This window comes from Cellulosimicrobium cellulans (assembly GCF_042723955.1).
In the GTDB taxonomy this organism is placed as follows: Bacteria; Actinomycetota; Actinomycetes; order Actinomycetales; family Cellulomonadaceae; genus Cellulosimicrobium; species Cellulosimicrobium cellulans_H.
This window is the reverse complement of record NZ_JBHXIC010000064.1, coordinates 1-20,936: the sequence shown is the minus strand read 5'-3', so window position 1 is coordinate 20,936 and position 20,936 is coordinate 1. Positions and strand designations below refer to the sequence as shown.

Here is a 20,936-nt window from a genome sequence, read left to right as displayed (position 1 = left end):
CGGTCCCAGGCTGGGGTGCCACAGTCGGGAGCGATGACCCCCACGACGCACGCCCCCGCCCCCTCCCCCGATGCGCTCCTCGCCCCGCCCGGCCACCGCACCGACGCGTCCGCCGACGGCTCGGAGCGCCCGCCCGCCGTCGTCTTCGTGCACGGCATGCGCACGTCCGGCGCGATCTGGGACCGCCAGGTGGAGCACGTGCGCGCGCTGGGGCACGACGCCGTCGCCGTCGACCTGCCCGCGCACGGCGCCCGCGCGCACGAGCGCTTCACGCTCGACCGGTCCTTCGAGGTGATCGACGAGGCCGCCGCCTCGTTCGGCCCGGACCGCCGGGTCGTCCTGGTCGGGCTCTCGCTCGGGGGTTACACGTCGCTCGCCTGGGCGGCCCGCCGCCCCACCCACCTCGCGGGCGTCGTCGCCGCGGCCTGCACGTCCGACCCCAAGGGCAAGCCCGTCGCGCTCTACCGCGACGTCGCGCGCCTCGTCGTCGCGGGCGGGGGCGCCGTCGGGCGCGGCGCCCGCTGGGCCGCGCGCACGAGCGCGACCGCGTGGGGCACGATCGCCCGGGGCGGGCGCTCGCTCCCGGGCGGCGCGGTGTCGTCCTACGCGCTCGCCGGCCCCGCCGACGTGGGCGCACCGACCCCGGCCGCGCCCGGCTGGCACGTCGTCACCGACGCCCTCACCCAGCTCGCGGGCCGCTCGTGGCTGGCCCACGTGCGCGACGTGGACGTGCCGGTCTGGCTCGTCAACGGCGCCCGCGACCACATGCGGCTCGACGAGCAGCGGTACCTCGCCGCGGCCGCGGACGCCGCGCTCGTCGTCGTGCCCCGCGCCGGCCACGACGTCAACAGCGAGGCGCCCGAGGCCTTCAACCGCGTGCTCGGCCGCGCGCTCGCGGACTTCGGCCGCGTGCGCGGTGCGAGACTGGGGGCATGACCGACGCCACCCCCGTCACGCCCGAGCCCACGTCCGAGACGCCCGACCAGGCCCCCGAGAACGCCGGCGACGGCCAGGACCTGGCCGCGCGCGGGAGCAACCGCTCGCAGCGCCCCGACTCCGACGCGTTCAAGGCCTTCATCACGAGCGGCTGGGCGCCGCGCGCGGAGCTCGACGTCGAGCCCCTCCCGGCCGCCCCGTTCACCGTCGCCCGCCGCGCCGCGCTGTCCGCCCGGTTCCCGGGCGCACGTCTCGTGGTGCCCGCCGGCCCGCTGAAGACGCGCTCGAACGACACCGACTACCGGTTCCGTCCGCACTCGGCGTTCGCGCACCTCACCGGCTACGGCACGGACCAGGAGCCCGACGCGGTGCTCGTGCTGCACCCGGTGGAGCCCGGGACGGGCGACGGCGGCTCCGACCACCACGCCGTGCTCTACGTGCGCCCGCTCGCCGCGCGCGACACCGAGGAGTTCTACGCCGACTCGCGCTACGGGGAGTTCTGGGTGGGCGCGCGACCGTCGCTCGACGACGTCACGACCGCCACCGGCGTCGAGGCCCGCCACGTGGACGAGCTGCGCGACGCGCTCGCGAAGGACGTCGGCCCGGGCGGGGTGACGCTGCTCGTCGTCGCGGGCGCCGACGAGGCCGTCGAGGCGCTCGTCGAGGCGATCCGCGCCGAGGCCGGGCTGGACGCCGTCGAGGCCGCCCCGGACGAGCAGCTCACCGAGGCCGAGTGGCTGGCGCGCGCGGAGGCCGCGTACCGCCGCACGGACGCCGCGCTCGTCGAGGCCGTCTCCGAGCTGCGGCTCGTCAAGGACGCCCACGAGGTCGAGCAGATGCGCGAGGCCGTCGCCGCGACGATTGCGGGCTTCGAGGAGGTCGTGCGGAACCTCGCCCGCGCCGTCGAGCACCGGCGCGGCGAGCGCGTCATCGAGACGACCTTCGACGCGCACGCGCGCCTCGAGGGCAACACGGTCGGCTACGAGACGATCGCCGCGGCGGGCGAGCACGCCACGACGCTGCACTGGATCCGCAACGACGGCGTCGTGCGCACGGGCGACCTCGTGCTGCTCGACGCGGGCGTCGAGGTCGACTCGCTCTACACGGCCGACGTGACGCGCACGCTCCCCGTCGACGGCGAGTACACCGAGGTCCAGCGCCGCGTGTACCAGGCCGTGCTCGACGCCGCGGACGCCGCGTTCGCCGTCGCCGTGCCGGGCGCGCGCTTCCGCGACGTGCACGCCGCCGCGATGGAGGTCATCGCCGCGCGCCTCGAGGAGTGGGGCCTGCTCCCCGTGAGCGCGCCCGAGTCGCTGTCGTCCGAGGGGCAGCAGCACCGCCGCTGGATGGTGCACGGCACGAGCCACCACCTCGGCCTGGACGTGCACGACTGCGCGCAGGCGCGTCGCGAGCTCTACCTCGACGGGGTCCTGGAGCCCGGCATGGTCTTCACGATCGAGCCCGGCCTCTACTTCAAGGCGGACGACCTGGCGGTCCCGGAGGAGTACCGCGGCATCGGCGTCCGCATCGAGGACGACGTGCTCGTCACGGCCGACGGCAACGAGAACCTCTCGGCAGCGCTCCCGCGCCGCCCCGAGGACGTCGAGGCCTGGATGGCGCGCCTGCGCGGCTGAGCCGCGTCCGTCAGGCGGGGCGCTCGGGCTGGTCGGGCTGCTGCGCTCCCGGCGCGGGCTGGGCGTCCGGCTGCGCGTCGGCGGGCTGGTCCGACGTCGGGCGCATGGCGCCGTAGCGCGGCTCCCCGGTCGGCGTGGTCCAGCGGGGGTCGGGGGTCCGGGCCGGCGGCGCGACCGGGGGCGCGGGAGCGGGAGCGGTGGCCGCCGGCGGCTCGGGCGCCGGCGCGGTCGGCGCGGGAGGCGGGGTCGCCCCGGGCGTGCCCCACGTCGGGTTCGCGGGGGCGGCCGGCGCGCGGACCCCGCCCGCGCCCTCCGGCATCCGCGACAGGAGCTGGCGCGCGTCGCCCGCGCGCTCGGGCGCGCAGAGGATCCCGTACGACGACGCGACGATCTGGCTCTGCGACGTGAAGTCGCGCTTGCCCTGCGTGAGCGCGTACGACAGCACCGAGAAGAGCAACCCGAACCCGGCGCCGATCCCGATGGCGGTAAGCACGAACGCGCCGTCACCGGAGAAGAGGAACAGCAGCAGACCGACGAAGAGGCCGAACCACGCGCCGGACGCCGCGCCCGCGATCGCGACGCGCCCGTAGGTGAGCCGGCCCGTGACGCGCTCGACCATCTTGAGCTCGGTGCCGACGATCGTCACGAGCTCGACCGCGAACTTGTTGTCGGAGAGGAAGTCGACCGCCTTCTGCGCCTCGAGGTAGGTCGCGTAGGAGGCGATCTCCTCGCCACGCGGCGGGGTGGGGACACGGGGGACGGCACCCGGGCGTGACATGCTCATTCGCCCAGTCTGTCCTACTCGTGCTGCCGGCGCGAGGCCCGCGCTCCGCGCGTCCGGGGCGCCGGACCGCCCGGCGGCGCCACCCACCGGAGGAACGCGCGGCGACCGGGGCGCGTGCGTAGGCTGGCCGCGTGAGCGCAGCCACCACCGTCTTCGTCGCGCGTCTGGCCGGGACCAGCGTGTTCGACCCCATCGGCGACCAGGTCGGACGGGTGCGGGACGTCGTCGTGCTCATCCGGCCCAAGGGCGCGCCCCGCGCCGTCGGTCTCGTCGTCGAGGTGCCGGGGCGGCGGCGGGTCTTCCTCCCCCTGACGCGCGTCACGAGCATCGACGCGGGCCAGGTCATCTCGACCGGCCTGGTGAACATGCGGCGGTTCGAGCAGCGCGCGATGGAGACGCTCGCGGTGAGCGAGCTGCTGGAGCGCACGGTCGAGCTCGTCGACGGGTCGGGCTCGGCGACGATCGAGGACCTCGCGATCGAGCGGCAGCGCACCGGGGACTGGCTCGTCACCAAGCTGTACGTGCGGCGCCGGGCGCAGCACAAGGGCACGCTCGGCCTGCGCCGGCGTGGCGACGCGATCGTCGTGGACGTCGGCGCGGTCACGGGCCTCGCGGGCGGCACCGAGGCACAGGGCGCCGCCATGCTCCTCGCCGCCTACGACGACCTCAAGCCCGCCGACCTCGCCGACGTCATCCACGACCTGGGCGACACGCGCCGGCTCGAGGTCGCGGGCGCGCTCGACAACGAGCGCCTCGCCGACGTCCTCGAGGAGCTGCCGGAGGACGACCAGGTCGCCATCCTCTCCGGCCTCGACACCGACCGCGCCGCGGACGTCCTCGAGGCGATGCAGCCCGACGACGCGGCGGACCTGCTGCACGAGCTCCCGGAGGCGCAGGCGGCGCAGCTCCTCGAGCTCATGGAGCCGGAGGAGGCGCGCGACGTGCGCCGCCTGCTCGCCTACGCGGAGGACACCGCGGGTGGTCTCATGACCTCCGAGCCGGTCGTGCTCGGCCCCGAGACGACGATCGCCACGGCGCTCGCGCAGATCCGGCGCAAGGACCTCGCCCCCGCTCTCGCGTCGATGGTGTTCGTCGCGCGGCCCCCGCTCGAGACGCCGACGGGCCGGTTCCTCGGCGTCGCGCACTTCCAGCGACTGCTGCGCGAGCCCCCGCACGCCGCCGTCGGCTCGGTGCTCGACTCCGACGTCGAGGGCGTCGCGCCCGACGCCCCGCTGGGCCGCGTCACGCGGATCCTCGCGACGTACGACCTCCTGTGCGTGCCCGTGCTCGACGCGGAGAAGCGCCTGCTCGGCGCGATCAGCGTCGACGACGTGCTCGACCACATGCTGCCCGACGACTGGCGCGAGACCGACGACGACGTGGACACGGACCAGGCGCGCGCGGCGCTCGCCCCCGGGGCGCTGCCGTCCCGACCGGCAGCCGGTCGCGGCGGCGCGGCGGGGGTGACCCGTGGCTGACCGCCTCGACACGCCGAAGAGCGCGCGGCGCACCCTCATCCCGCGGGTCAAGGTCGACCAGGACGCGGTCGGCCGGGCGACCGAGGGCATCGCGCGGTTCCTCGGCACGCCCCGGTTCCTCGTCTACCTCACCGTGTTCTGCGCGGTGTGGATCATCTGGAACTCGTGGGGGCCGGAGGGCCTGCGGTTCGACTCCGCGGAGTTCGGGTTCACGGCGCTCACGCTCATGCTCTCGCTCCAGGCGTCGTACGCGGCGCCGCTCATCCTGCTCGCGCAGAACCGCCAGGACGACCGCGACCGCGTCACCGCCGAGCAGGACCGCCAGCGTGCCGAGCGCAACCTCGCGGACACCGAGTACCTCGCGCGCGAGATGGCGGCCCTGCGCATCGCGCTGAGCGAGGTGGCCACGCGCGACTTCGTCCGCTCGGAGATCCGCAACCTGCTGGAGGAGCTGGAGGAGAAGTCGGCCCGCCCGGCCGACGACGAGGCCGCCGACCGCTGACGCCGGACCCGACCCGCTACTGCGTCCCCTCGGCCGCCACGCGGCGCAGGCGCTCGGCGAGCGCCGGGTCCCCCTCGACGGCCAGGCCGTCGGCCGTCCCGCGGCCCCACAGCCACAGGTCGAGGGCCCACGCGGGACCGGCGACCTGCGTCGTGGTCGAGCCGGGCAGGTCGACGAGCTGCGCGACGTCGAGGTCGTACGCGGTGCCCGACTCCGGGCCCGTCCCCGTGAAGCGCCCGAACGCGAGCTCCCAGCTCCGGGGCCTCTCCCCGAACCCGTCCACGACCACCGACACCGTCGCGCCGTCGGGCGTGAACACGCCCCAGCCGGGCACGCCGTCGACCATGACCGACAGCACCTCGTCGACACCGTCCGCCGCGACGTCCGGGTCGGCGGGCGTCACGTCCCGTCCGGCCGTGAGCTCCGCGTCCGCGCGGTGGATCAGCGCCTCGTGCGCCTGTCGGCGCAGGACCCAGCCGACGCGGCGACCCTCCTCGTGCCACGACCAGCAGGGCTCCTCGGGGTCCCGGCCGGTGAGCGCGGCGACGAGCCTGCTCGTCGAGCGCTGGAGCAGCGCGGGCAGCTCGGCGTCCGACGACGGGCGGGCGAGCGGGTCGACGTCGTCGCCGTCGAGGCCCTGCCCGGGTGCCGGCCCGACGACGCGCGCCCAGAAGTCCTGCACCTCCGCGAGGTGGTAGAGCAGGTCCGCCCCCGTCCACTCGGGGCACGACGGCACGCGCGCGTCCGGGGGCGCGCTGCGCACGGCGTCGCCGAACAGCTCGCTGTCCCGTGCGAGGGAGGCCAGTGCGTCCATCCGAGCACGGTAGACCCGTTCGGCGCACCACGGCGTGCGATGCCGCTCACGTCCGTCCCGGGACCTAGGGCCCGGCGGACGGTGCCGCCCGCACGCCTACGATGGGTCCATGCCCGACCCCGCCGCAGACCCGCTCGAGCACGCCGTCCGGCAGGCCCTCACCGCGGTCCTCGACCCGGAGATCCGCCGCCCCGTCACGGACCTCGGCATGATCCGCTCGGTCGCGGTCGCGCCCGGTGCGCCGGGCGCGGTCGTCACGGTGGGCGTCGACCTCACGGTCGCGACGTGCCCCATGCGCGACACCCTGTCGCGCGACGTCGACGCCGCCGTCCGCGCGGTCGACGGCGTGGCGGACGTGCGCGTCGAGCTGGGCGTCATGAGCGCGGAGCAGCGCGCGGAGCTCCGCACGATGCTGCGCGGCGGCGTGGGCGAGCCCGAGATCCCGTTCGCGAAGCCGGAGTCGCTGACGAGGGTCTACGCCATCGCGTCGGGCAAGGGCGGGGTGGGCAAGTCGTCCGTCACGGCGAACCTCGCGGTCGCGCTCGCGGCCCAGGGTCTCGAGGTCGGCGTCGTCGACGCGGACATCTACGGGTTCTCCATCCCGCGCATGCTCGGCGTCGACCGGCAGCCCACGCGCGTCGACAACATGCTGCTGCCGCCGATCGCGCACGGCGTGAAGGTCGTCTCGATCGGCATGTTCGTCCCGCCCGGCCAGCCGGTCGTGTGGCGCGGACCGATGCTGCACCGCGCCCTCCAGCAGTTCCTCGCGGACGTCTTCTGGGGCGACCTCGACGTGCTGCTCCTCGACCTGCCGCCCGGGACGGGCGACATCGCGATCTCCGTGGCGCAGCTCCTGCCGGGCAGCGAGATCGTCGTGGTCACGACGCCGCAGGTCGCGGCCGCCGAGGTCGCGGAGCGCGCGGGCTCGGTCGCCACGCAGACGCAGCAGGGCGTGGTCGGCGTCGTCGAGAACATGTCGTGGCTCGATCAGCCGGACGGGTCGCGGCTGGAGGTGTTCGGGTCCGGCGGCGGCGAGCGCGTCGCCGCGAACCTGTCGCGCGCCACGGGCACCACCGTCCCGCTCCTCGGCCAGGTCCCGCTCGACGTGTCGCTGCGCGAGGCCGGCGACGGCGGTACCCCGGTGGTCCTCGCCGACCCCGGCTCGCCCGCGGCCGTCGCGCTGCACGACGTCGCGCTGGGTCTCGCGCGCCGTCCCCGCGGTCTCGCGGGGCGCTCGCTCGGCGTCACGGTGGTCTGACCGAGGTCCGTCGCACCCGGCCCACGGTCCGTCACCGTGGGGGCTCGACGCGCCTCCCGCGGGGCCGACAGGAAAGGCCCCTGTCTTTTCTCCGTGCCACGGTATAGTCTCGCCCGCATCTCGTCAGGGGGACGGCCGTCGGGCCGGTGAGGGGGATCCTGCTGTGGCGTCGTCGCCGCTCCGCCCTGCCCTCGTGCGCCTCGCGCGCGCCCGGCTCTCGCGCCAAGGCTCGTCCACCCCGTTACCGAACAGTGACCCCGTGGTGAAGAGATCACGAGAGAACTCCTCCCCAGGGATGACGACGCCCTCCCGCCCCGCCCCCTAGCCTCGGGCCGGGCGACCAGCCGCCCGTCGCCAGCAGCCCGCTCGCCGTCCGCCACCGTCGTCCCAGGAGCCCGCACGTGGGTATCACCCGCCGGATCGTCTTCCCCGCCCTCCGCATCGTCATCTGGGGGGTCATCGCCACCGCGCTCGCCGTGATCGCCTTCCGCTCCGCTCCCGAGCCGCCCACGGACCCGGCGGTCCCCTCGGCCGAGATCGTCGAGCCCCGCGTGGCCGTGACCACCGGCGACGTCACCAACACCGTCACCCTGACCGGGCAGATCGTCGCCGACCCGGCAGCCCCGCAGAAGGTGACCCAGCGGGGCGTCGTGACGGCCGTGCACGCCGAGCCCGGCGACGTCGTCGAGGCAGGGGCGCCGCTGCTCGAGGTGACGCTCGAGGAGCCCCGGGAGCCCTTGACCGAGACCGACCCGGAGACCGGCGAGGTCACGGTCACCGAGCGCCGGCCGAAGGTGACGAAGGAGACCGTGAAAGCCACCACCGCGGGCACGGTCGCCACGTTCACGGCCCTCAAGGACCAGGAGGTCGCGGTCGGGGAGGACTTCGCGTCGATCTCCCCCGGGACGCTCTCCGTCACGGGCAGCATGGTCGCCGAGCAGCAGTTCCGCCTGCTCCAGATCCCGACCGAGGCGAACGTCACCGTCACCGGCGGGCCCGCCCCGTTCACGTGCACGAACCTGCGCATGGGCACCGCCGCCGCGCCCGCCGGGACGCCCGAGGAGGGCGTGCCCGACCCCGCTGCCGGCGCCTCGTCCGCGAGCGTCACGTGCGCGGTGCCGGGTGACGTCACCGTCTTCGCCGGCCTCGCCGCCGAGCTCGAGATCACCGCGGGCTCGGTCGAGGGCGCCCTCGTCGTCCCCGTGACCGCGGTCCTGGGCCGGGTCGAGCAGGGCAAGGTGTGGGTCGTCGGCGCGGACGGCGAACCCGAGGAGCGCGCCGTCACGCTCGGCCTCACCGACGGCAGCGTCGTGCAGGTCACCGAGGGGCTCGCCGAGGGCGACGAGGTCCTCGAGTTCGTGCCTGGCCAGGACGTCGTCCCGGTCGTGGACCCGATGACCGGCGAGGTGATGGGGGGATGAGCCTCCTGGAGCTGAGCGGCGTCGCCCGCTCCGTGCTCCTCCCCGACGACCGCGAGCTCGAGATCCTGCGCGGTATCGACCTCACGGTCGCCGCGGGCGAGCACGTCTCGATCGTCGGGCGCTCGGGCACCGGCAAGTCCACCCTCCTCAACATCCTCGGGCTCCTCGACACCCCGACGGGCGGGGAGTACCTGCTCGACGGCGTCCCTATCGGCCGGCTCTCCGGCCGCGCCCGGGCGCGGCGCCGCGGCACGGACTTCGGGTTCGTGTTCCAGCAGTTCAACCTGCTCCAGGGCCGCACGGCGCTCGAGAACGTCGTCGCGCCGCTGCTGTACGCGCGCGGACGGCAGTTCTGGCAGCGCCGCGCGCTCGCCGCGGAGATGCTCGAACGGGTCGGCCTCGGCGACCGCCTCGACACACGCCCGGAGAAGCTCTCGGGCGGGGAGCAGCAGCGCGTCGCCATCGCCCGCGCGCTCGTGCGCGTGCCGCGCGTGATCCTCGCGGACGAGCCGACGGGGGCGCTCGACGTCGACACGGGCAGCGAGGTCATGGACCTGCTCGACACCATCGCGCGCGAGAACGGGTCGGCGCTCATCGCCATCACGCACGACCTCGCCGTCGCGTCGCGCGCGGCCCGGCAGTTCCGTCTCGCCGACGGCGTGCTCGCACCGATCGCCATCAGCGCGCGCAGCGCGGGGTCGCTCGCCGCGCTCGAGGCGACGAGCGGAGACGCCGCGAGGCCGGGCACCGGCGGCGTCGGGCCCTACGGTCCGGGCGCGCACGACGACACCGCGCCGCACGCGCTCGAGGCCGGCGACGACCAGGCGGAGCACGTCGCCCGCCCGCTGGTCGCCTCGCACGGCGCGTCACCGCGGACGGGGGACGCCGCGTGACCGGGATCGTCGGCGCGGTCCTCGAGGCGTGGGACGAGCTCCGCGTCCACAAGGTGCGCGTCCTGCTCGCGCTCGTCGGCGTCGCCGTCGCGGTCTGCGCGATCACCGCGATCTCGGCCGCCGGGGAGATGCTGCGCCAGGTCTCCGCCGAGCAGAACGACCGCTGGAACGGCCGCGCCGCGACGCTCCAGGTCTCGGCGTGGCCGACCGGCGAGGGCGGGAGCGTCATGCCGGCGCCCGAGGAGTACGAGCGCGTGTTCGACGAGGTCGTCGAGCGCTACGCGATCGGCTTCTCGTCGATGCTGCGCGACGCGCCCGCCCCCGTCCGCTTCCCCGACGGCACGCGCGAGGTGTACACCACGGGCGTCGAGGCGGACTGGGCCACGATGCACCGCTTCGAGGTGACGTCCGGCCGCTGGTTCACCGACGCCGACGCCGACCGGCTCGCCCCCGCGCTCGTCGTCAACCAGGCGTTCCTCGACGCGCTCGGCGGCGTGACCGTCGCAGAGCACCCGACCGTGACGATCGGGGGCGACAACCCGGTGGTCGCGACCGTCGTCGGGGCGTTCCCGGACGACTGGCCGCAGGCCGAGCCGCAGGCCTACGTCCTCGTGGACGCGCAGTCTGCCTGGGTCACGCCGGAGACCTTGGAGATGGCGGGCCCGCCCCGGCTCGAGCTGTGGGTCCCCGACGACCTCGCCGACGGGCTCGTCGAGGCCATCCAGCGCGACGTCGCCGGGGCGCTCAGCGGCACGCAGGCCGACGTCTTCCGGTCGGACTCGGCGGGCTACGCCGTCGTCGACGGCGCCATCCGCTGGGTCGTGCTCGGCGTCAGCGTGATCGCGCTCCTGCTCGGCGGGCTCGGGCTCGTCAACATCGCGCTCGTCACCGTGCGGTACCGCATCCGCGAGATCGGGATCCGCCGGAGCTTCGGCGCGAGCTCGGGACGCGTCTTCTTCTCCGTGATGATGGAGAGCGTCGTCGCGACGACCGTCGCGGGCGTGCTGGGCGTGACGGTCGCGGTCGTCGCCCTCCACAACGTCCCGCTCGACGCGCTCATGGGCTCGGCCGTCCAGGACGCCCCCGGCTTCCCGTTCTCCGCCGCGGTGACGGGCATGCTCGCCGCCGTCGGGATCGGAGCGCTCGCAGGACTTCTCCCTGCGCTCGTCGCCGTCCGGGTCAAGGTCATCGACGCGATCCGTTACTGACGCGGGCCCGGTCCGGCCGCCGCCGGGCCGGACCGCGCCTGCGATGTTCGGTCATGTTCGATCGTGTTGGATTTCTCGGCGATGTGGACAATACTGTTCGCATGCTCGCCTCACAGCGCCAGGAGCGCATCCTCGCGGAGATCCGGGACCACGGCGCGGTCCGCATCGGCGACCTGACCCGGGAGCTCGCCGTCTCGGACATGACGATCCGGCGCGACCTCGTCGAGCTGGCCGACCAGGGCCTCGTCCGCAAGGTCCACGGCGGCGCCGTCGCCCCGCACACGACCGCGCACGAGCCGGGCTTCGCCGCCAAGAGCTCGCGCGAGGCCGCGGAGAAGGAGGCCATCGCGACGGCCGCCGCGCGCCTCATCACCGCGAACGCGTCCATCGCGCTGAGCGCGGGCACGACGACGCACCTGCTCGCCGCCCGCATCGCCGCCGACCCAGCGCTGCGGCCCCTGACGGTCGTCACGAACTCGCTCCCCGTCGCCGAGGTCCTCCACCGGGCGAACGACCCGCGCCTGGAGACGATCCTCACCGGCGGCAGCCGCACGCCGTCCGACGCGCTCGTCGGGCCGCTCGCCGAGGCCGCGCTCGCGGGCCTGCGCGTCGACCTCGCGTTCGTCGGCGCGCACGGCGTCGACCCGGAGATCGGGCTGACCACGCCGAACCTCGACGAGGCCGCGACCAACCGCGCGCTCATCGAGTCGGCCGGCCGCACCGTCGTCCTCGCCGACCACACCAAGTGGCACACGACCGGACTACGCGTCTTCGCGACGTTCGCCGACGTGGACGTCCTCGTCACCGACGCCCGGCTCGCCGAGGACGAGCGCGCCCGGGTCCAGGACCTCGTCGAGCAGCTCGTCGTCGCCTGACGGCGGACCGCAGCCGCCGCCTCCCCACCGCATCGCGATCGGAACACCGCACGCATGAACCCGCACCTGCGCCGCACCTCGACCCGCCTCGCCGACGGCCGCGAGCTCGTCTACTTCGACGACTCGCCCGCCTACGTCTCGGGTGAGCGCTCACGTCGGCTCGACGACCCGCGTCCCCTGCCCGACCGGTTCGCCCCGGTCCCCGGCCCCGACGGGACGCCGCAGCCGTACATCGGGCCGGAGATGCGCCGCGACCCGCTCACGGGTGACTGGGTTCCTCTCGCCGCGCACCGGATGAACCGCACGTTCCTCCCGGCGGCGGACTCGTGCCCGCTGTGCCCCGCGCGTCCCGGGGCCGCCTACTCGGACGGCGAGGTCCCCGACACCGACTACGACGTCGTCGTGTTCGAGAACCGCTTCCCGTCGCTCCAGCGCGTCCCCGGCGTCGCCGACGCCGTCGTCGAGGACGCGCCGCTCCAGCTCCACGCCCCGGCCGCGGGCCGGTGCGAGGTCGTGTGCTTCTCGAGCGACCACCGCACGTCGTTCGGCGCGCTCTCGCCGCAGCGCGTGCGCACGATCATCGACGCGTGGGCCGACCGCACCGCCGCGCTCGGGGCGGAGCCCGGCGTCGAGCAGGTCTTCTGCTTCGAGAACCGGGGCCAGGAGATCGGCGTCACGCTGCACCACCCCCACGGGCAGATCTACGGCTACCCGTACGTCACGCCGCGCACGCGCGCGCTGCTCGACGAGGCGCGCGAGCACCACCGCCGCACGGGCCGCAACCTGCTGCGCGACGTCCTCGACTCCGAGCTCGCGGACGGGCGTCGCGTCGTGCTCGAGACCGAGCACTGGGTCGCGTACGTGCCGTTCGCGGCCCGCTGGCCCGTCGAGGTCCATCTCGCCCCGCGACGCGACGTCCCCGACCTCCCCGCGCTCACCGACGGCGAGCGCGACGACCTCGCGACCGCCTACCTCGAGCTCCTGCGCCGCCTCGACCGCTTCTTCGAGACGGCCGACGGCGAACCCATCCCGCTCCCCTACATCGCCGCGTGGCACCAGGCGCCCGCGCGCGAGGGCCGCTCCGTCGCGGACGGCGGCACCGACGACGTCACCCTCGCCCGGCTCCACCTCCAGGTCTTCTCCGTCCTGCGCGCTCCGGGCAAGCTCAAGTACCTCGCCGGCTCGGAGTCCGGCATGGGCGCATGGATCAGCGACACGACGCCCGAGCGGATCGCGGCCCGCCTCCAGGAGCTCGCCCCGTCGAGCGCCGCGCGCGGCTGGGTCCGCTCGTGGTCCGACGACGACGGCGCGGCCCGGGCGCGCGCGGTCCTCGCCGCGGCGTTCAGCGAGGACGACGACCGAGACGACGACGAGACGGCCGGCGAGCACCCCGACGAGGTCCACGTCTGGGCCGCGCCGGGTCGCGTCAACCTCATCGGCGAGCACACCGACTACAACGCGGGCCTGTGCCTGCCGATCGCGCTCCCCCACCGCACGTACGTCGCGCTGCGCCCGCGCAACGACTCCGTCGTCCGGCTCGCGTCGGCGCAGGCACCCGGCGAGACGTGGACCACGACGCTGGAGGACGTCGCCCCGGGCACGGTCTCCGGGTGGGGGTCGTACGTCGCCGGCGTCGCGTGGGCGCTGCGCGAGCACCTCGTCGCGCAGGGCGCCGACCCGGGCGCCGTCACGGGCTTCGACGCGGCGATCGACTCGAGCGTCCCGTTCGGGGCCGGGCTCTCCTCGTCGGCCGCTCTCGAGTGCGCGGTCGCGGTCGCGCTCGACGACGTCGCCGGGCTGGGCCTGGCCTCGACCGACGCCGGCCGCGCCGCGCTGGCCGCGGCGAGCATCCGTGCCGAGAACGAGATCGCGGGCGCGCCGACGGGCGGGATGGACCAGTCCGCGTCGCTGCGCGCGCACGCCGGGCACGCGCTGCTCCTCGACTGCCGGCCCGGCCTCGACCCCGTCGAGTCCGCCGAGCAGGTCCCGTTCGACCTGGACGCCGCGGGGCTGGCCCTGCTCGTCGTCGACACGCGCGCCGAGCACCAGCTCGTCGACGGCCAGTACGCGGCGCGACGCGACACGTGCGAGGACGCCGCCCGGACGCTCGGGCTGGGCTCGCTGCGCGAGCTCGCGGACGCCGTCGCCGCGAGCGACGACCCCGCCGGGGCGCTCGCCGTCGCCCTGGAGAAGCTGCCCGACGACGTCGCTCGCCGCCGCGTGCGTCACGTCGTGACGGAGATCGGCCGCGTGCGCGACCTCGTGGCACTCCTGCGCGACGGCCGCCCCGACGCGGTCGGGCCGCTCATGAACGCCTCGCACGCGTCGCTGCGCGACGACTACGAGGTCTCGAGCGTCGAGCTCGACGTCGCCGTGGACGCCGCACGCGTCGCCGGCGCCCTCGGTGCCCGCATGACCGGCGGCGGGTTCGGCGGCTCCGCGATCGCGCTCGTCCGGGCCGACCAGGTCGAGGCCGTCGCGGACGCCGTCCGCGCCGCGTTCGAGCGCGAGGGCCTCGGGGCCCCCGGCTTCCTCCTCGCGACACCGTCCGCACCCGCCGAGCGCGTCGCCTGACCCGAGCACGACTCACGCACCGCCGAGCACGACATGAGGGTCGCTGTGCGACACATGACGACGCTCATGTCGTGTTCGGCGAGGCCGGAACGTCTCAGACGTCGTAGGTGACGACGAGCGGCGCGTGGTCGCTCCAGCGCTCGTCGTGCGTCGGCGCGCGGTCGACCTCGACCTTGACGGCGCGCTCGGCGAGCGACGGCGTGGCGAGCTGGTAGTCGATGCGCCAGCCCGAGTCGTTGTCGAACGCGCGCCCGCGCCAGGACCACCACGTGAACGGACCGGGGCCCTCGCCGCCGTGGACGCGGCCGAGGTCGACGAGGCCGACCTGGTCGAGCCAGGTGTCGACGTAGGCGCGCTCCTCCGGGAGGAAGCCGGCGCTCTTGAGGTTGCCGCGCCAGTTCTTGATGTCGACGTTGTGGTGCGCGATGTTGAGGTCGCCCGCCAGGACGACCTTCTCCCCCGTCGCCGCGAGCTCGCGCAGGCGCGCGGTGACCCTCTCGAGGTAGGCGTACTTGGCCACCATCGTCTCCGGCTGGCTCACGGTGCCGGAGTGGATGTACGCGGAGATGACGGTGACTCGGCCGCCGTCGGGCAGCTCGAGGTCCGCCTCGACCCAGCGGCCCGTGTCGACGGGCGGCTCCGGCTCGCCGGCGCCCAGCCCGACGCGCACGGCCGAGACGGGCAGCCGCGAGGCGACGGCGACGCCGGCGCGGCCCTTGATGTCGCACGCCTGGTGCGCGACGTGCCACCCCTGGAGGAAGTCGTTCACGATCGAGTCGGGTGCGCGGACCTCCTGGAGCAGGAGGACGTCGGGCGTCCGGGACGCGATCCAGGCGTCCATCCCGCGGCGGTAGGCGGCGCGGATCCCGTTGACGTTGGCGGTGGCGATGGTGATCAAGTGGGCTCGTCCTCCTCGATGGCGGTCGTGCGCGGCTGCCAGGACGGTCGCGGCACGCCGGCCATCCCATCACACGCCACCGACAGGACTGGTCCGCGGCGTCACGCGGGCGGCGTGGCCTCGCTCACGCTCACGAGGGCGGCGCGCGCGGGCCGGAACGCGCCGGCAAGCACCGCGGAGACCGCCGCGAGCACGGCGAGGACGACGAACCCGACCCGGAGGTGATGGGCGGTCGCGAAGACGCCGGTGAGCACGCCCCCGAGCACCGCGCCCGCGTAGGTGAACACGTTGAGGCGCGCGACCGCGCGGTCCGTGACCGTCGCGACGATCCCGGCCGACGGCTCCGCCGAGCCCGTGCCCGTTCCCGCCGCCACCGCCTCGCGGGCGCGGTCCCCGATCGCGGAGAACGCGAGCGGCGCGACGACGCCGAGCCCGAGCCCGGTCGCCGCCAGCCCGAGCACCGCGACGGGCCAGGCGGGCGCCGCTGCCACCGCGACGAACCCCAGGGCGCCGAGCGTGCCGCCCAGCCGCACGACCCGCACCCGGCCGAGACGCTCGACGAGACCGTCCCCCACGAGCCGCGACACGATGAGCGCCGCCTGGTACGCCGCGTACCCCAGGGGCGCGGCGGCCGCGCTCGCCGCGAGGACGTCGCGCAGGAACGTCGCGCTCCAGCTCGACACCGCGGAGTCCGCGACGGGGAACGCGAGCATGCCCGCGCCGAGCAGTGCGATCGTGCCGGCCGCGACCCACGTCACGGACCCGAGCGGCGCCGCCCCGCGACCGTCGCCCGCGACCCCGACCGCCAGCGGGTCCGCCACGGCCGACCGCTCCGTGCCCGGAGTCCCGCCCGGGGCCGCGGCTCCCGGGACGGTCGTGCCGCCGTCGGGCAGACGCAGCGCGAGCCACGCGGCGCCCGCAGCCACGAGCAGCGCCACGAGCGGGAGCGCGACCGGCTGGCCGAGCCCGACGAGCGCGCTGCCCGAGACGGCGAGCGCGCCGAGCACACCGCCGGCGGCGTTGGCCGCGTAGAACGAGGCGAGCAGGCTGCGGCCGTGCGCGCGCTCGACGTCGATCCCGAGCATGTTCATCGCGGCGTCGACCGCGCCGAGCGCGAGGCCGTACAGCCCGATCGCGACGAAGAAGACCGGCCACGACGGCGCGAGCCCGACGCCCGCGACCGCGAGCGCCGCGAGCAGCAGGCCGCCCACGACCACGGCGCGCGCGCCGCGGAGCGCCGCCACGACGCCGGACAGCGCGCTGCCCAGCCCGGCGAAGACGCACACGCCCAGCACGACGAGCGTGACGACGTCGTCGCCCATGCCGAGCCGTTCCTTGTACCCCGGGATGCTCGTGAGCACCACGGCGAACCCGAAGCCCTGCACGGCGTACGCCGCCGTCGTCGCGATGCGCGCCCTCGTCACCCGCGCAGACTAGCGCCTGCGCGTCGGCCCGGGAACGCCGCAGGGCGCGGCCGCGGGACTTCCCACGACCGCGCCCCGAGGACGAGCTCAGGCGGAGGCGCGCTCCGCCGCGTCGACGACGTTCGCGAGGAGCATCGCGCGCGTCATGGGCCCGACCCCGCCGGGGTTGGGCGAGATCCAGCCCGCGACGTCGGCGACGTCGGGCGCGGCGTCCCCCACGACCCGGCTCTTGCCGGTCTCGGGGTCGACCTCGCGCGAGACACCGACGTCGATGACGACGGCACCCGGCTTGACCATGTCGCGCGTGATGATGCCCTGGACGCCCGCCGCCGCGACCACGACGTCGGCGCGTCGCACGAGGTCCGCGAGGTCCGTCGTCCCGGTGTGCGTGAGCGTCACCGTCGCGTTGACCGCGCGGCGGGTGAGCAGCAGGCCGATCGAGCGGCCGACCGTCACGCCGCGGCCCACGACCACGACCTCCTTGCCCGCGAGGGAGATGCCGTGCCGCTCGATGAGCTCGATGATCCCGCGCGGCGTGCACGGGAGCGGCGAGGTGACCTCCTCGTTGACGCGCAGGACGAGGCGCCCGAGGTTGGTCGGGTGCAGCCCGTCGGCGTCCTTGGCGGGGTCGATGAGCTCGAGCACGCGGTTGGTGTCGATGCCCTTCGGGAGCGGGAGCTGCACGATGTACCCCGTGCAGGCCGGGTCCTCGTTGAGGCGGCGGACCGCGGCCTCGATCTCCTCCTGCGTCGCGTCGCCCGGCAGGTCCTCGCGGATCGAGGACAGCCCGACCTCGGCGCAGTCGCGGTGCTTGCCCGCGACGTACCACTGCGAGCCCGGGTCGTCGCCGACCAGCAGAGTGCCCAGGCCGGGCACGACGCCCTTCCCGGCGAGGACCGCGAGACGCTCCTTGAGCTCGGCCTTGATGGCGGCGGCGGTCGCCTTGCCGTCGAGGAGCTGCGCGCTCACTGGTGCAGGCCCGGGTACAGCGGGAAGTCGGCCGTGAGCTTGCGCACGCGGGCGCGCAGCGCGTCGGCGTCCGCCGCCGCGCCCTCGCGCAGCGCGGTCGCGATGACCTCGGCCACCTCGGTGAACTCCGCGTCACCGAAGCCGCGCGTCGCGAGCGCGGGCGTGCCGATGCGCAGACCGGACGTGACGCGCGGGGGGCGCGGGTCGAACGGCACGGCGTTGCGGTTCACGGTGATGCCGACCTCGTGCAGGAGGTCCTCGGCCTGCTGGCCGTCGAGCGCCGAGTGGCGCAGGTCGACGAGCACGAGGTGGACGTCCGTGCCGCCGGTGAGGACGGAGACCCCGGCCGCGGCCACGTCGGCCTGGGCGAGGCGGTCGGCGATGATGCTCGCGCCGCGCAGCGTGCGCTCCTGGCGGTCGCGGAAGTCGTCCGAGCCCGCGATCTTGAACGACACGGCCTTGGCGGCGACGACGTGCATGAGCGGGCCGCCCTGCTGACCCGGGAACACGGCGGAGTCGATCTTCTTGGCGTACTCCTCCTTGCTCAGGATGAAGCCGGAGCGCGGGCCGCCGATCGTCTTGTGCACCGTGGAGGACACGACGTCCGCGTACGGCACCGGGGACGGGTGCAGGCCCGCGGCCACGAGGCCCGCGAAGTGCGCCATGTCCACCCAGAGCTTCGCGCCGACCTCGTCCGCGATCTCGCGGAAGGCCGCGAAGTCGAGGTGGCGCGGGTAGGCGGACCAGCCGCCGATGATGACGTCGGGACGCGTCTCGAGCGCCTGCTTGCGGACCTCGTCCATCTCGATGCGGTACGACTGCGGGTCCACGCCGTACGCCGCGACGTCGTAGAGCTTGCCGGAGAAGTTGATCTTCATGCCGTGCGTGAGGTGGCCGCCGTGCGCCAGCTCCAGGCCGAGGATCTTGTCGCCCTTGTTGATGAGCGCGTGCAGCACGGCGGCGTTGGCCGTGGCGCCCGAGTGCGGCTGGACGTTCGCGTGCTCGGCGCCGAACAGCTCCTTGGCGCGGGCGATCGCGAGGTTCTCCGCGATGTCGACCTGCTCGCAGCCGCCGTAGTAACGGCGGCCCGGGTAGCCCTCGGCGTACTTGTTGGTCAGCACGGAGCCCTGCGCCTGCAGGACGGCGCGCGGGACGAAGTTCTCGGACGCGATCATCTCGAGGGTGTCGCGCTGGCGCGCGAGCTCCCCGTCGAGGACGGCCGCGATCTCGGGGTCGAGCTCGGCGAGCGGGGTGTCGAGGACGTTGTCGGCTGGCTGGGCGCTCATGGCGTCTCCTCCGCGGGTGCTTGGCAGTGTGTCGTCGGTGGTCACGTTCCCGGCTCGCCGGGTACGCCCCACCAGGGGGTGACCCGGGGCCCAGGCGAACGACCCGTCGTCTGCACAGCGTGTCGCTCCCCGGTGGTGATCCACCCTGCCCGGGCGGAGATCCACCGGGCGGCGCCAGTCGCGACGCGTCGATCCTAGCGCACGGCCCGTCGTCGGGTCCCGGGCCCTCGCCCGGGGCCCGTCGCGCTGCTACTCCTGCCCGACGGCGTCGGACTCGTTGCGCGCCTCGGCCTCGCCGAGGATGCGGCGCAGGTAGGTGTAGGTGAGGTCGCCCGCGGCCTTGTCGTACTGCTCCTCGTAGCCGTGCTTGGTGTACATCGCGAGGTTCTGCTTGGAGTCCTTGCCGGTGAACACCCAGATCTCCGTGGTCTGCTCCGGCAGGTACGGCAGCACCTCGAAGAGCATCTGCGTCCCGATGCCCCGGCCCTGCATGTCGGGTGCCACGGCGAGGCGGCCGAGCGTCGCCTTGCTGTCCTCGATCTCGACCCGCACCGAGCCGACCAGGCGCGGGCCGAGCCACGCGCCGATCGTCACGACGTCCTCACGCGCGAGGTCGTCGCGCAGCTCGTGGAGGGTCTGGGTCAGCGGGGGGATGTTGGGGTCCTGGTAGAGCTGCGCCTCGGTGACGAACGCCGCCCGCCGCAGGGTCAGGAGCTCACCGGCCTCGGCGTCGTCGACGAGGCGGGTCGTGATCTGCGCGTCGTTCATGAAGACATCGTGTCAGACATCGCGCAGCCCGACCGCGCGTGTCCGGGTGATGTCGGGCTTCCGGACGGCGGCCTCGTCACCGCCGGGACGCGGCTACCCTCTGAGGGGTGTCCACGACAGATCCCCGTGGCGCCGACGTCCCCGACACCTCGGCGCTCCGCACCGCGCAGCCCTCGACCGGCGACCCCACGCACTGGGTCCTCACGCTCTCGTGCCCCGACGGGCCGGGGATCGTGCACGCCGTCGCCGGGGCCCTCGCGCGGCTCGGCGGCAACATCACGGAGTCGCAGCAGTTCGGCGACCCGCTCTCGGGGCTTTTCTTCATGCGCGTGCAGGTCACGGCGGCCGCCGAGCGCGCCGAGCTGGAGCGCGCGGTCGAGGAGGTCGCGGCCCGGTTCGCCATGACCTGGCAGCTCGACGTCGTCGGGCGCCGGGTCCGCACGCTGCTCATGGTCTCCAAGGCGCCGCACTGCCTCGTCGACCTGCTGTACCGCGAGCGCTCCCAGGGCATGCCGATCGAGGTCGTCGGCGTCGTCGGCAACCACCGCGACCTCGAGGACATCGCGACGTTCTACGGCAAGCCGTTCCACCACGTGCCCGTCACGCGCGACACCAAGGCCGACGCCGAGGCACGCCTGCGCGGGCTCGTCGCCGAGCTCGACGTCGAGCTCGTCGTCCTCGCGCGCTACATGCAGATCCTCTCGGACGAGCTGTGCCGCGAGATGCCCGGTCGCATCATCAACATCCACCACTCGTTCCTGCCGAGCTTCAAGGGCGCACGCCCGTACGCCCAGGCGCACGACCGCGGCGTCAAGCTCATCGGCGCGACGTCGCACTACGTGACGGGCGACCTCGACGAGGGCCCGATCATCGAGCAGGACGTCGAGCGCGTCGACCACTCGCGCCGGGTCGAGGACCTCGTCGCGATCGGCGAGGACGTCGAGCGCCAGACGCTCGCGCGCGCCGTGCGCTGGCACGCGGAGCACCGCGTGCTCCTGGACGGGCACCGCACCGTCGTCTTCCGCTGAGCCGCGGGCTCCCGCCGGGCTCGCCGGCACCTCCCCCTGCACGACGGCGACCCCCCCCCCCCCCCACCACCGGTGAGGCGGGGGGGGGGCGCCCGCGGGACCAAAAAAAAAAAAAAAAAAATAAAAAAAAAAAAAAAAAAAAAAAAAAAAAAAAAAAAAAAAAAAAAAAAAAAAAAAAAAAAAAAC

At 74.7% G+C, this 20,936-nt stretch carries 18 protein-coding genes, 1 pseudogene and 1 riboswitch; of the genes and pseudogenes, 12 read left to right on the top strand and 7 right to left on the bottom strand.

The genetic code is table 11. The features are described 5' to 3' along the window. Positions 1-33: 33 nt before the first annotated feature. A complete protein-coding gene (locus tag ACFWH7_RS15730; RefSeq protein ID WP_378217662.1) occupies positions 34-936 on the top strand; it encodes an alpha/beta fold hydrolase in 903 nt (300 codons plus the stop codon). Continuing rightward, positions 933-2,570, top strand: a complete 1,638-nt coding sequence (locus tag ACFWH7_RS15725) for an aminopeptidase P family protein (RefSeq protein ID WP_378217660.1) — start codon at positions 933-935, stop codon at positions 2,568-2,570. Before ACFWH7_RS15730 ends, ACFWH7_RS15725 begins: the two co-directional genes overlap by 4 nt. A 10-nt stretch (positions 2,571-2,580) precedes the next feature. Here the strand turns inward: ACFWH7_RS15725 and ACFWH7_RS15720 are convergent, their stop codons facing one another. Continuing rightward, on the bottom strand, positions 2,581-3,354 hold the full coding sequence (locus ACFWH7_RS15720; RefSeq protein ID WP_378217658.1) for a YflT domain-containing protein: 774 nt from the start codon (positions 3,352-3,354) through the stop codon (positions 2,581-2,583). Positions 3,355-3,485: 131 nt separating this feature from the next. Between ACFWH7_RS15720 and ACFWH7_RS15715 the strand changes: the two genes are divergently transcribed. Next, positions 3,486-4,832 carry a magnesium transporter MgtE N-terminal domain-containing protein gene (locus ACFWH7_RS15715; RefSeq protein ID WP_378217655.1) on the top strand — a complete coding sequence of 449 codons (1,347 nt, stop codon included), beginning with the start codon at positions 3,486-3,488 and terminating at the stop codon, positions 4,830-4,832. Further along, a complete protein-coding gene (locus tag ACFWH7_RS15710) occupies positions 4,825-5,334 on the top strand; it encodes a DUF1003 domain-containing protein (protein ID WP_378217653.1) in 510 nt (169 codons plus the stop codon). The genes ACFWH7_RS15715 and ACFWH7_RS15710 overlap by 8 nt, the downstream gene beginning before the upstream one ends. A gap of 16 nt (positions 5,335-5,350) precedes the next feature. On the opposite strand, the gene ACFWH7_RS15705 is transcribed toward ACFWH7_RS15710, so the two are convergent. After that, on the bottom strand, positions 5,351-6,148 hold the full coding sequence (locus tag ACFWH7_RS15705; RefSeq protein WP_378217651.1) for a maleylpyruvate isomerase family mycothiol-dependent enzyme: 798 nt from the start codon (positions 6,146-6,148) through the stop codon (positions 5,351-5,353). A 109-nt stretch (positions 6,149-6,257) separates the two neighbouring features. On the opposite strand from ACFWH7_RS15705, the gene ACFWH7_RS15700 reads away from it, so the two are divergent. From ACFWH7_RS15700 to galK, 7 genes and pseudogenes are all read left to right on the top strand, one after another. Next, positions 6,258-7,406, top strand: coding sequence for an Mrp/NBP35 family ATP-binding protein (locus tag ACFWH7_RS15700; RefSeq protein ID WP_378217649.1), 1,149 nt, complete (start codon positions 6,258-6,260; stop codon positions 7,404-7,406). 401 nt (positions 7,407-7,807) lie between these two features. Next, positions 7,808-8,827, top strand: coding sequence for an efflux RND transporter periplasmic adaptor subunit (locus ACFWH7_RS15695; RefSeq protein ID WP_378217647.1), 1,020 nt, complete (start codon positions 7,808-7,810; stop codon positions 8,825-8,827). Continuing rightward, positions 8,824-9,720: an ABC transporter ATP-binding protein gene (locus ACFWH7_RS15690; protein WP_378217645.1), complete on the top strand. Its 897-nt coding sequence runs from the start codon at positions 8,824-8,826 to the stop codon at positions 9,718-9,720. Before ACFWH7_RS15695 ends, ACFWH7_RS15690 begins: the two co-directional genes overlap by 4 nt. Continuing rightward, positions 9,717-10,928 (top strand): ABC transporter permease, encoded by a 1,212-nt coding sequence (locus tag ACFWH7_RS15685; RefSeq protein ID WP_378217643.1) that lies wholly within the window; start codon positions 9,717-9,719, stop codon positions 10,926-10,928. The genes ACFWH7_RS15690 and ACFWH7_RS15685 overlap by 4 nt, the downstream gene beginning before the upstream one ends. Before the next feature lie 101 nt (positions 10,929-11,029). Then, positions 11,030-11,803 (top strand): DeoR/GlpR family DNA-binding transcription regulator, encoded by a 774-nt coding sequence (locus ACFWH7_RS15680; protein WP_378217641.1) that lies wholly within the window; start codon positions 11,030-11,032, stop codon positions 11,801-11,803. A gap of 54 nt (positions 11,804-11,857) precedes the next feature. Then, positions 11,858-13,060: pseudogene (gene galT / locus ACFWH7_RS15675) on the top strand (galactose-1-phosphate uridylyltransferase); the annotation flags it as partial. Further along, complete coding sequence (gene galK / locus ACFWH7_RS15670; protein WP_378217675.1) at positions 13,034-14,377, top strand: galactokinase; 1,344 nt, start codon at positions 13,034-13,036, stop codon at positions 14,375-14,377. The pseudogene galT and the gene galK, both read left to right, overlap by 27 nt. Positions 14,378-14,471: 94 nt before the next feature. On the opposite strand, the gene ACFWH7_RS15665 is transcribed toward galK, so the two are convergent. The 5 genes from ACFWH7_RS15665 to ACFWH7_RS15645 form a co-directional block, all read right to left on the bottom strand. Next, the gene (locus ACFWH7_RS15665; protein ID WP_378217639.1) at positions 14,472-15,275 is read right to left on the bottom strand and encodes an exodeoxyribonuclease III; all 804 of its coding nucleotides are present in this window, start codon (positions 15,273-15,275) and stop codon (positions 14,472-14,474) included. A gap of 101 nt (positions 15,276-15,376) precedes the next feature. Then, on the bottom strand, positions 15,377-16,699 hold the full coding sequence (locus ACFWH7_RS15660) for an MFS transporter (RefSeq protein ID WP_378217637.1): 1,323 nt from the start codon (positions 16,697-16,699) through the stop codon (positions 15,377-15,379). A gap of 87 nt (positions 16,700-16,786) precedes the next feature. Further along, on the bottom strand, positions 16,787-17,668 hold the full coding sequence (locus tag ACFWH7_RS15655) for a bifunctional methylenetetrahydrofolate dehydrogenase/methenyltetrahydrofolate cyclohydrolase (RefSeq protein WP_378217635.1): 882 nt from the start codon (positions 17,666-17,668) through the stop codon (positions 16,787-16,789). Continuing rightward, positions 17,665-18,954, bottom strand: coding sequence for a serine hydroxymethyltransferase (glyA, locus tag ACFWH7_RS15650; protein ID WP_378217633.1), 1,290 nt, complete (start codon positions 18,952-18,954; stop codon positions 17,665-17,667). Before glyA ends, ACFWH7_RS15655 begins: the two co-directional genes overlap by 4 nt. A gap of 81 nt (positions 18,955-19,035) precedes the next feature. After that, positions 19,036-19,146, bottom strand: a riboswitch (ZMP/ZTP riboswitch). Between the two features lie 57 nt (positions 19,147-19,203). Then, a complete protein-coding gene (locus tag ACFWH7_RS15645; RefSeq protein WP_378217631.1) occupies positions 19,204-19,722 on the bottom strand; it encodes a GNAT family N-acetyltransferase in 519 nt (172 codons plus the stop codon). A 107-nt stretch (positions 19,723-19,829) separates the two neighbouring features. Between ACFWH7_RS15645 and purU the strand changes: the two genes are divergently transcribed. Then, positions 19,830-20,750 carry a formyltetrahydrofolate deformylase gene (purU, locus tag ACFWH7_RS15640; protein ID WP_378217629.1) on the top strand — a complete coding sequence of 307 codons (921 nt, stop codon included), beginning with the start codon at positions 19,830-19,832 and terminating at the stop codon, positions 20,748-20,750. Positions 20,751-20,936 lie beyond the last annotated feature (186 nt).

Coding starts and splice junctions, on each gene's coding strand:
- glyA (WP_378217633.1), bottom strand. CDS start 18,954: ATGAGCGCCCAGCCAGCCGACAACGTCCTCGACACCCCGCTCGCCGAG.
- ACFWH7_RS15680 (WP_378217641.1), top strand. CDS start 11,030: ATGCTCGCCTCACAGCGCCAGGAGCGCATCCTCGCGGAGATCCGGGAC.
- ACFWH7_RS15725 (WP_378217660.1), top strand. CDS start 933: ATGACCGACGCCACCCCCGTCACGCCCGAGCCCACGTCCGAGACGCCC.
- ACFWH7_RS15700 (WP_378217649.1), top strand. CDS start 6,258: ATGCCCGACCCCGCCGCAGACCCGCTCGAGCACGCCGTCCGGCAGGCC.
- ACFWH7_RS15690 (WP_378217645.1), top strand. CDS start 8,824: ATGAGCCTCCTGGAGCTGAGCGGCGTCGCCCGCTCCGTGCTCCTCCCC.
- ACFWH7_RS15720 (WP_378217658.1), bottom strand. CDS start 3,354: ATGAGCATGTCACGCCCGGGTGCCGTCCCCCGTGTCCCCACCCCGCCG.
- ACFWH7_RS15705 (WP_378217651.1), bottom strand. CDS start 6,148: ATGGACGCACTGGCCTCCCTCGCACGGGACAGCGAGCTGTTCGGCGAC.
- ACFWH7_RS15730 (WP_378217662.1), top strand. CDS start 34: ATGACCCCCACGACGCACGCCCCCGCCCCCTCCCCCGATGCGCTCCTC.
- ACFWH7_RS15645 (WP_378217631.1), bottom strand. CDS start 19,722: ATGAACGACGCGCAGATCACGACCCGCCTCGTCGACGACGCCGAGGCC.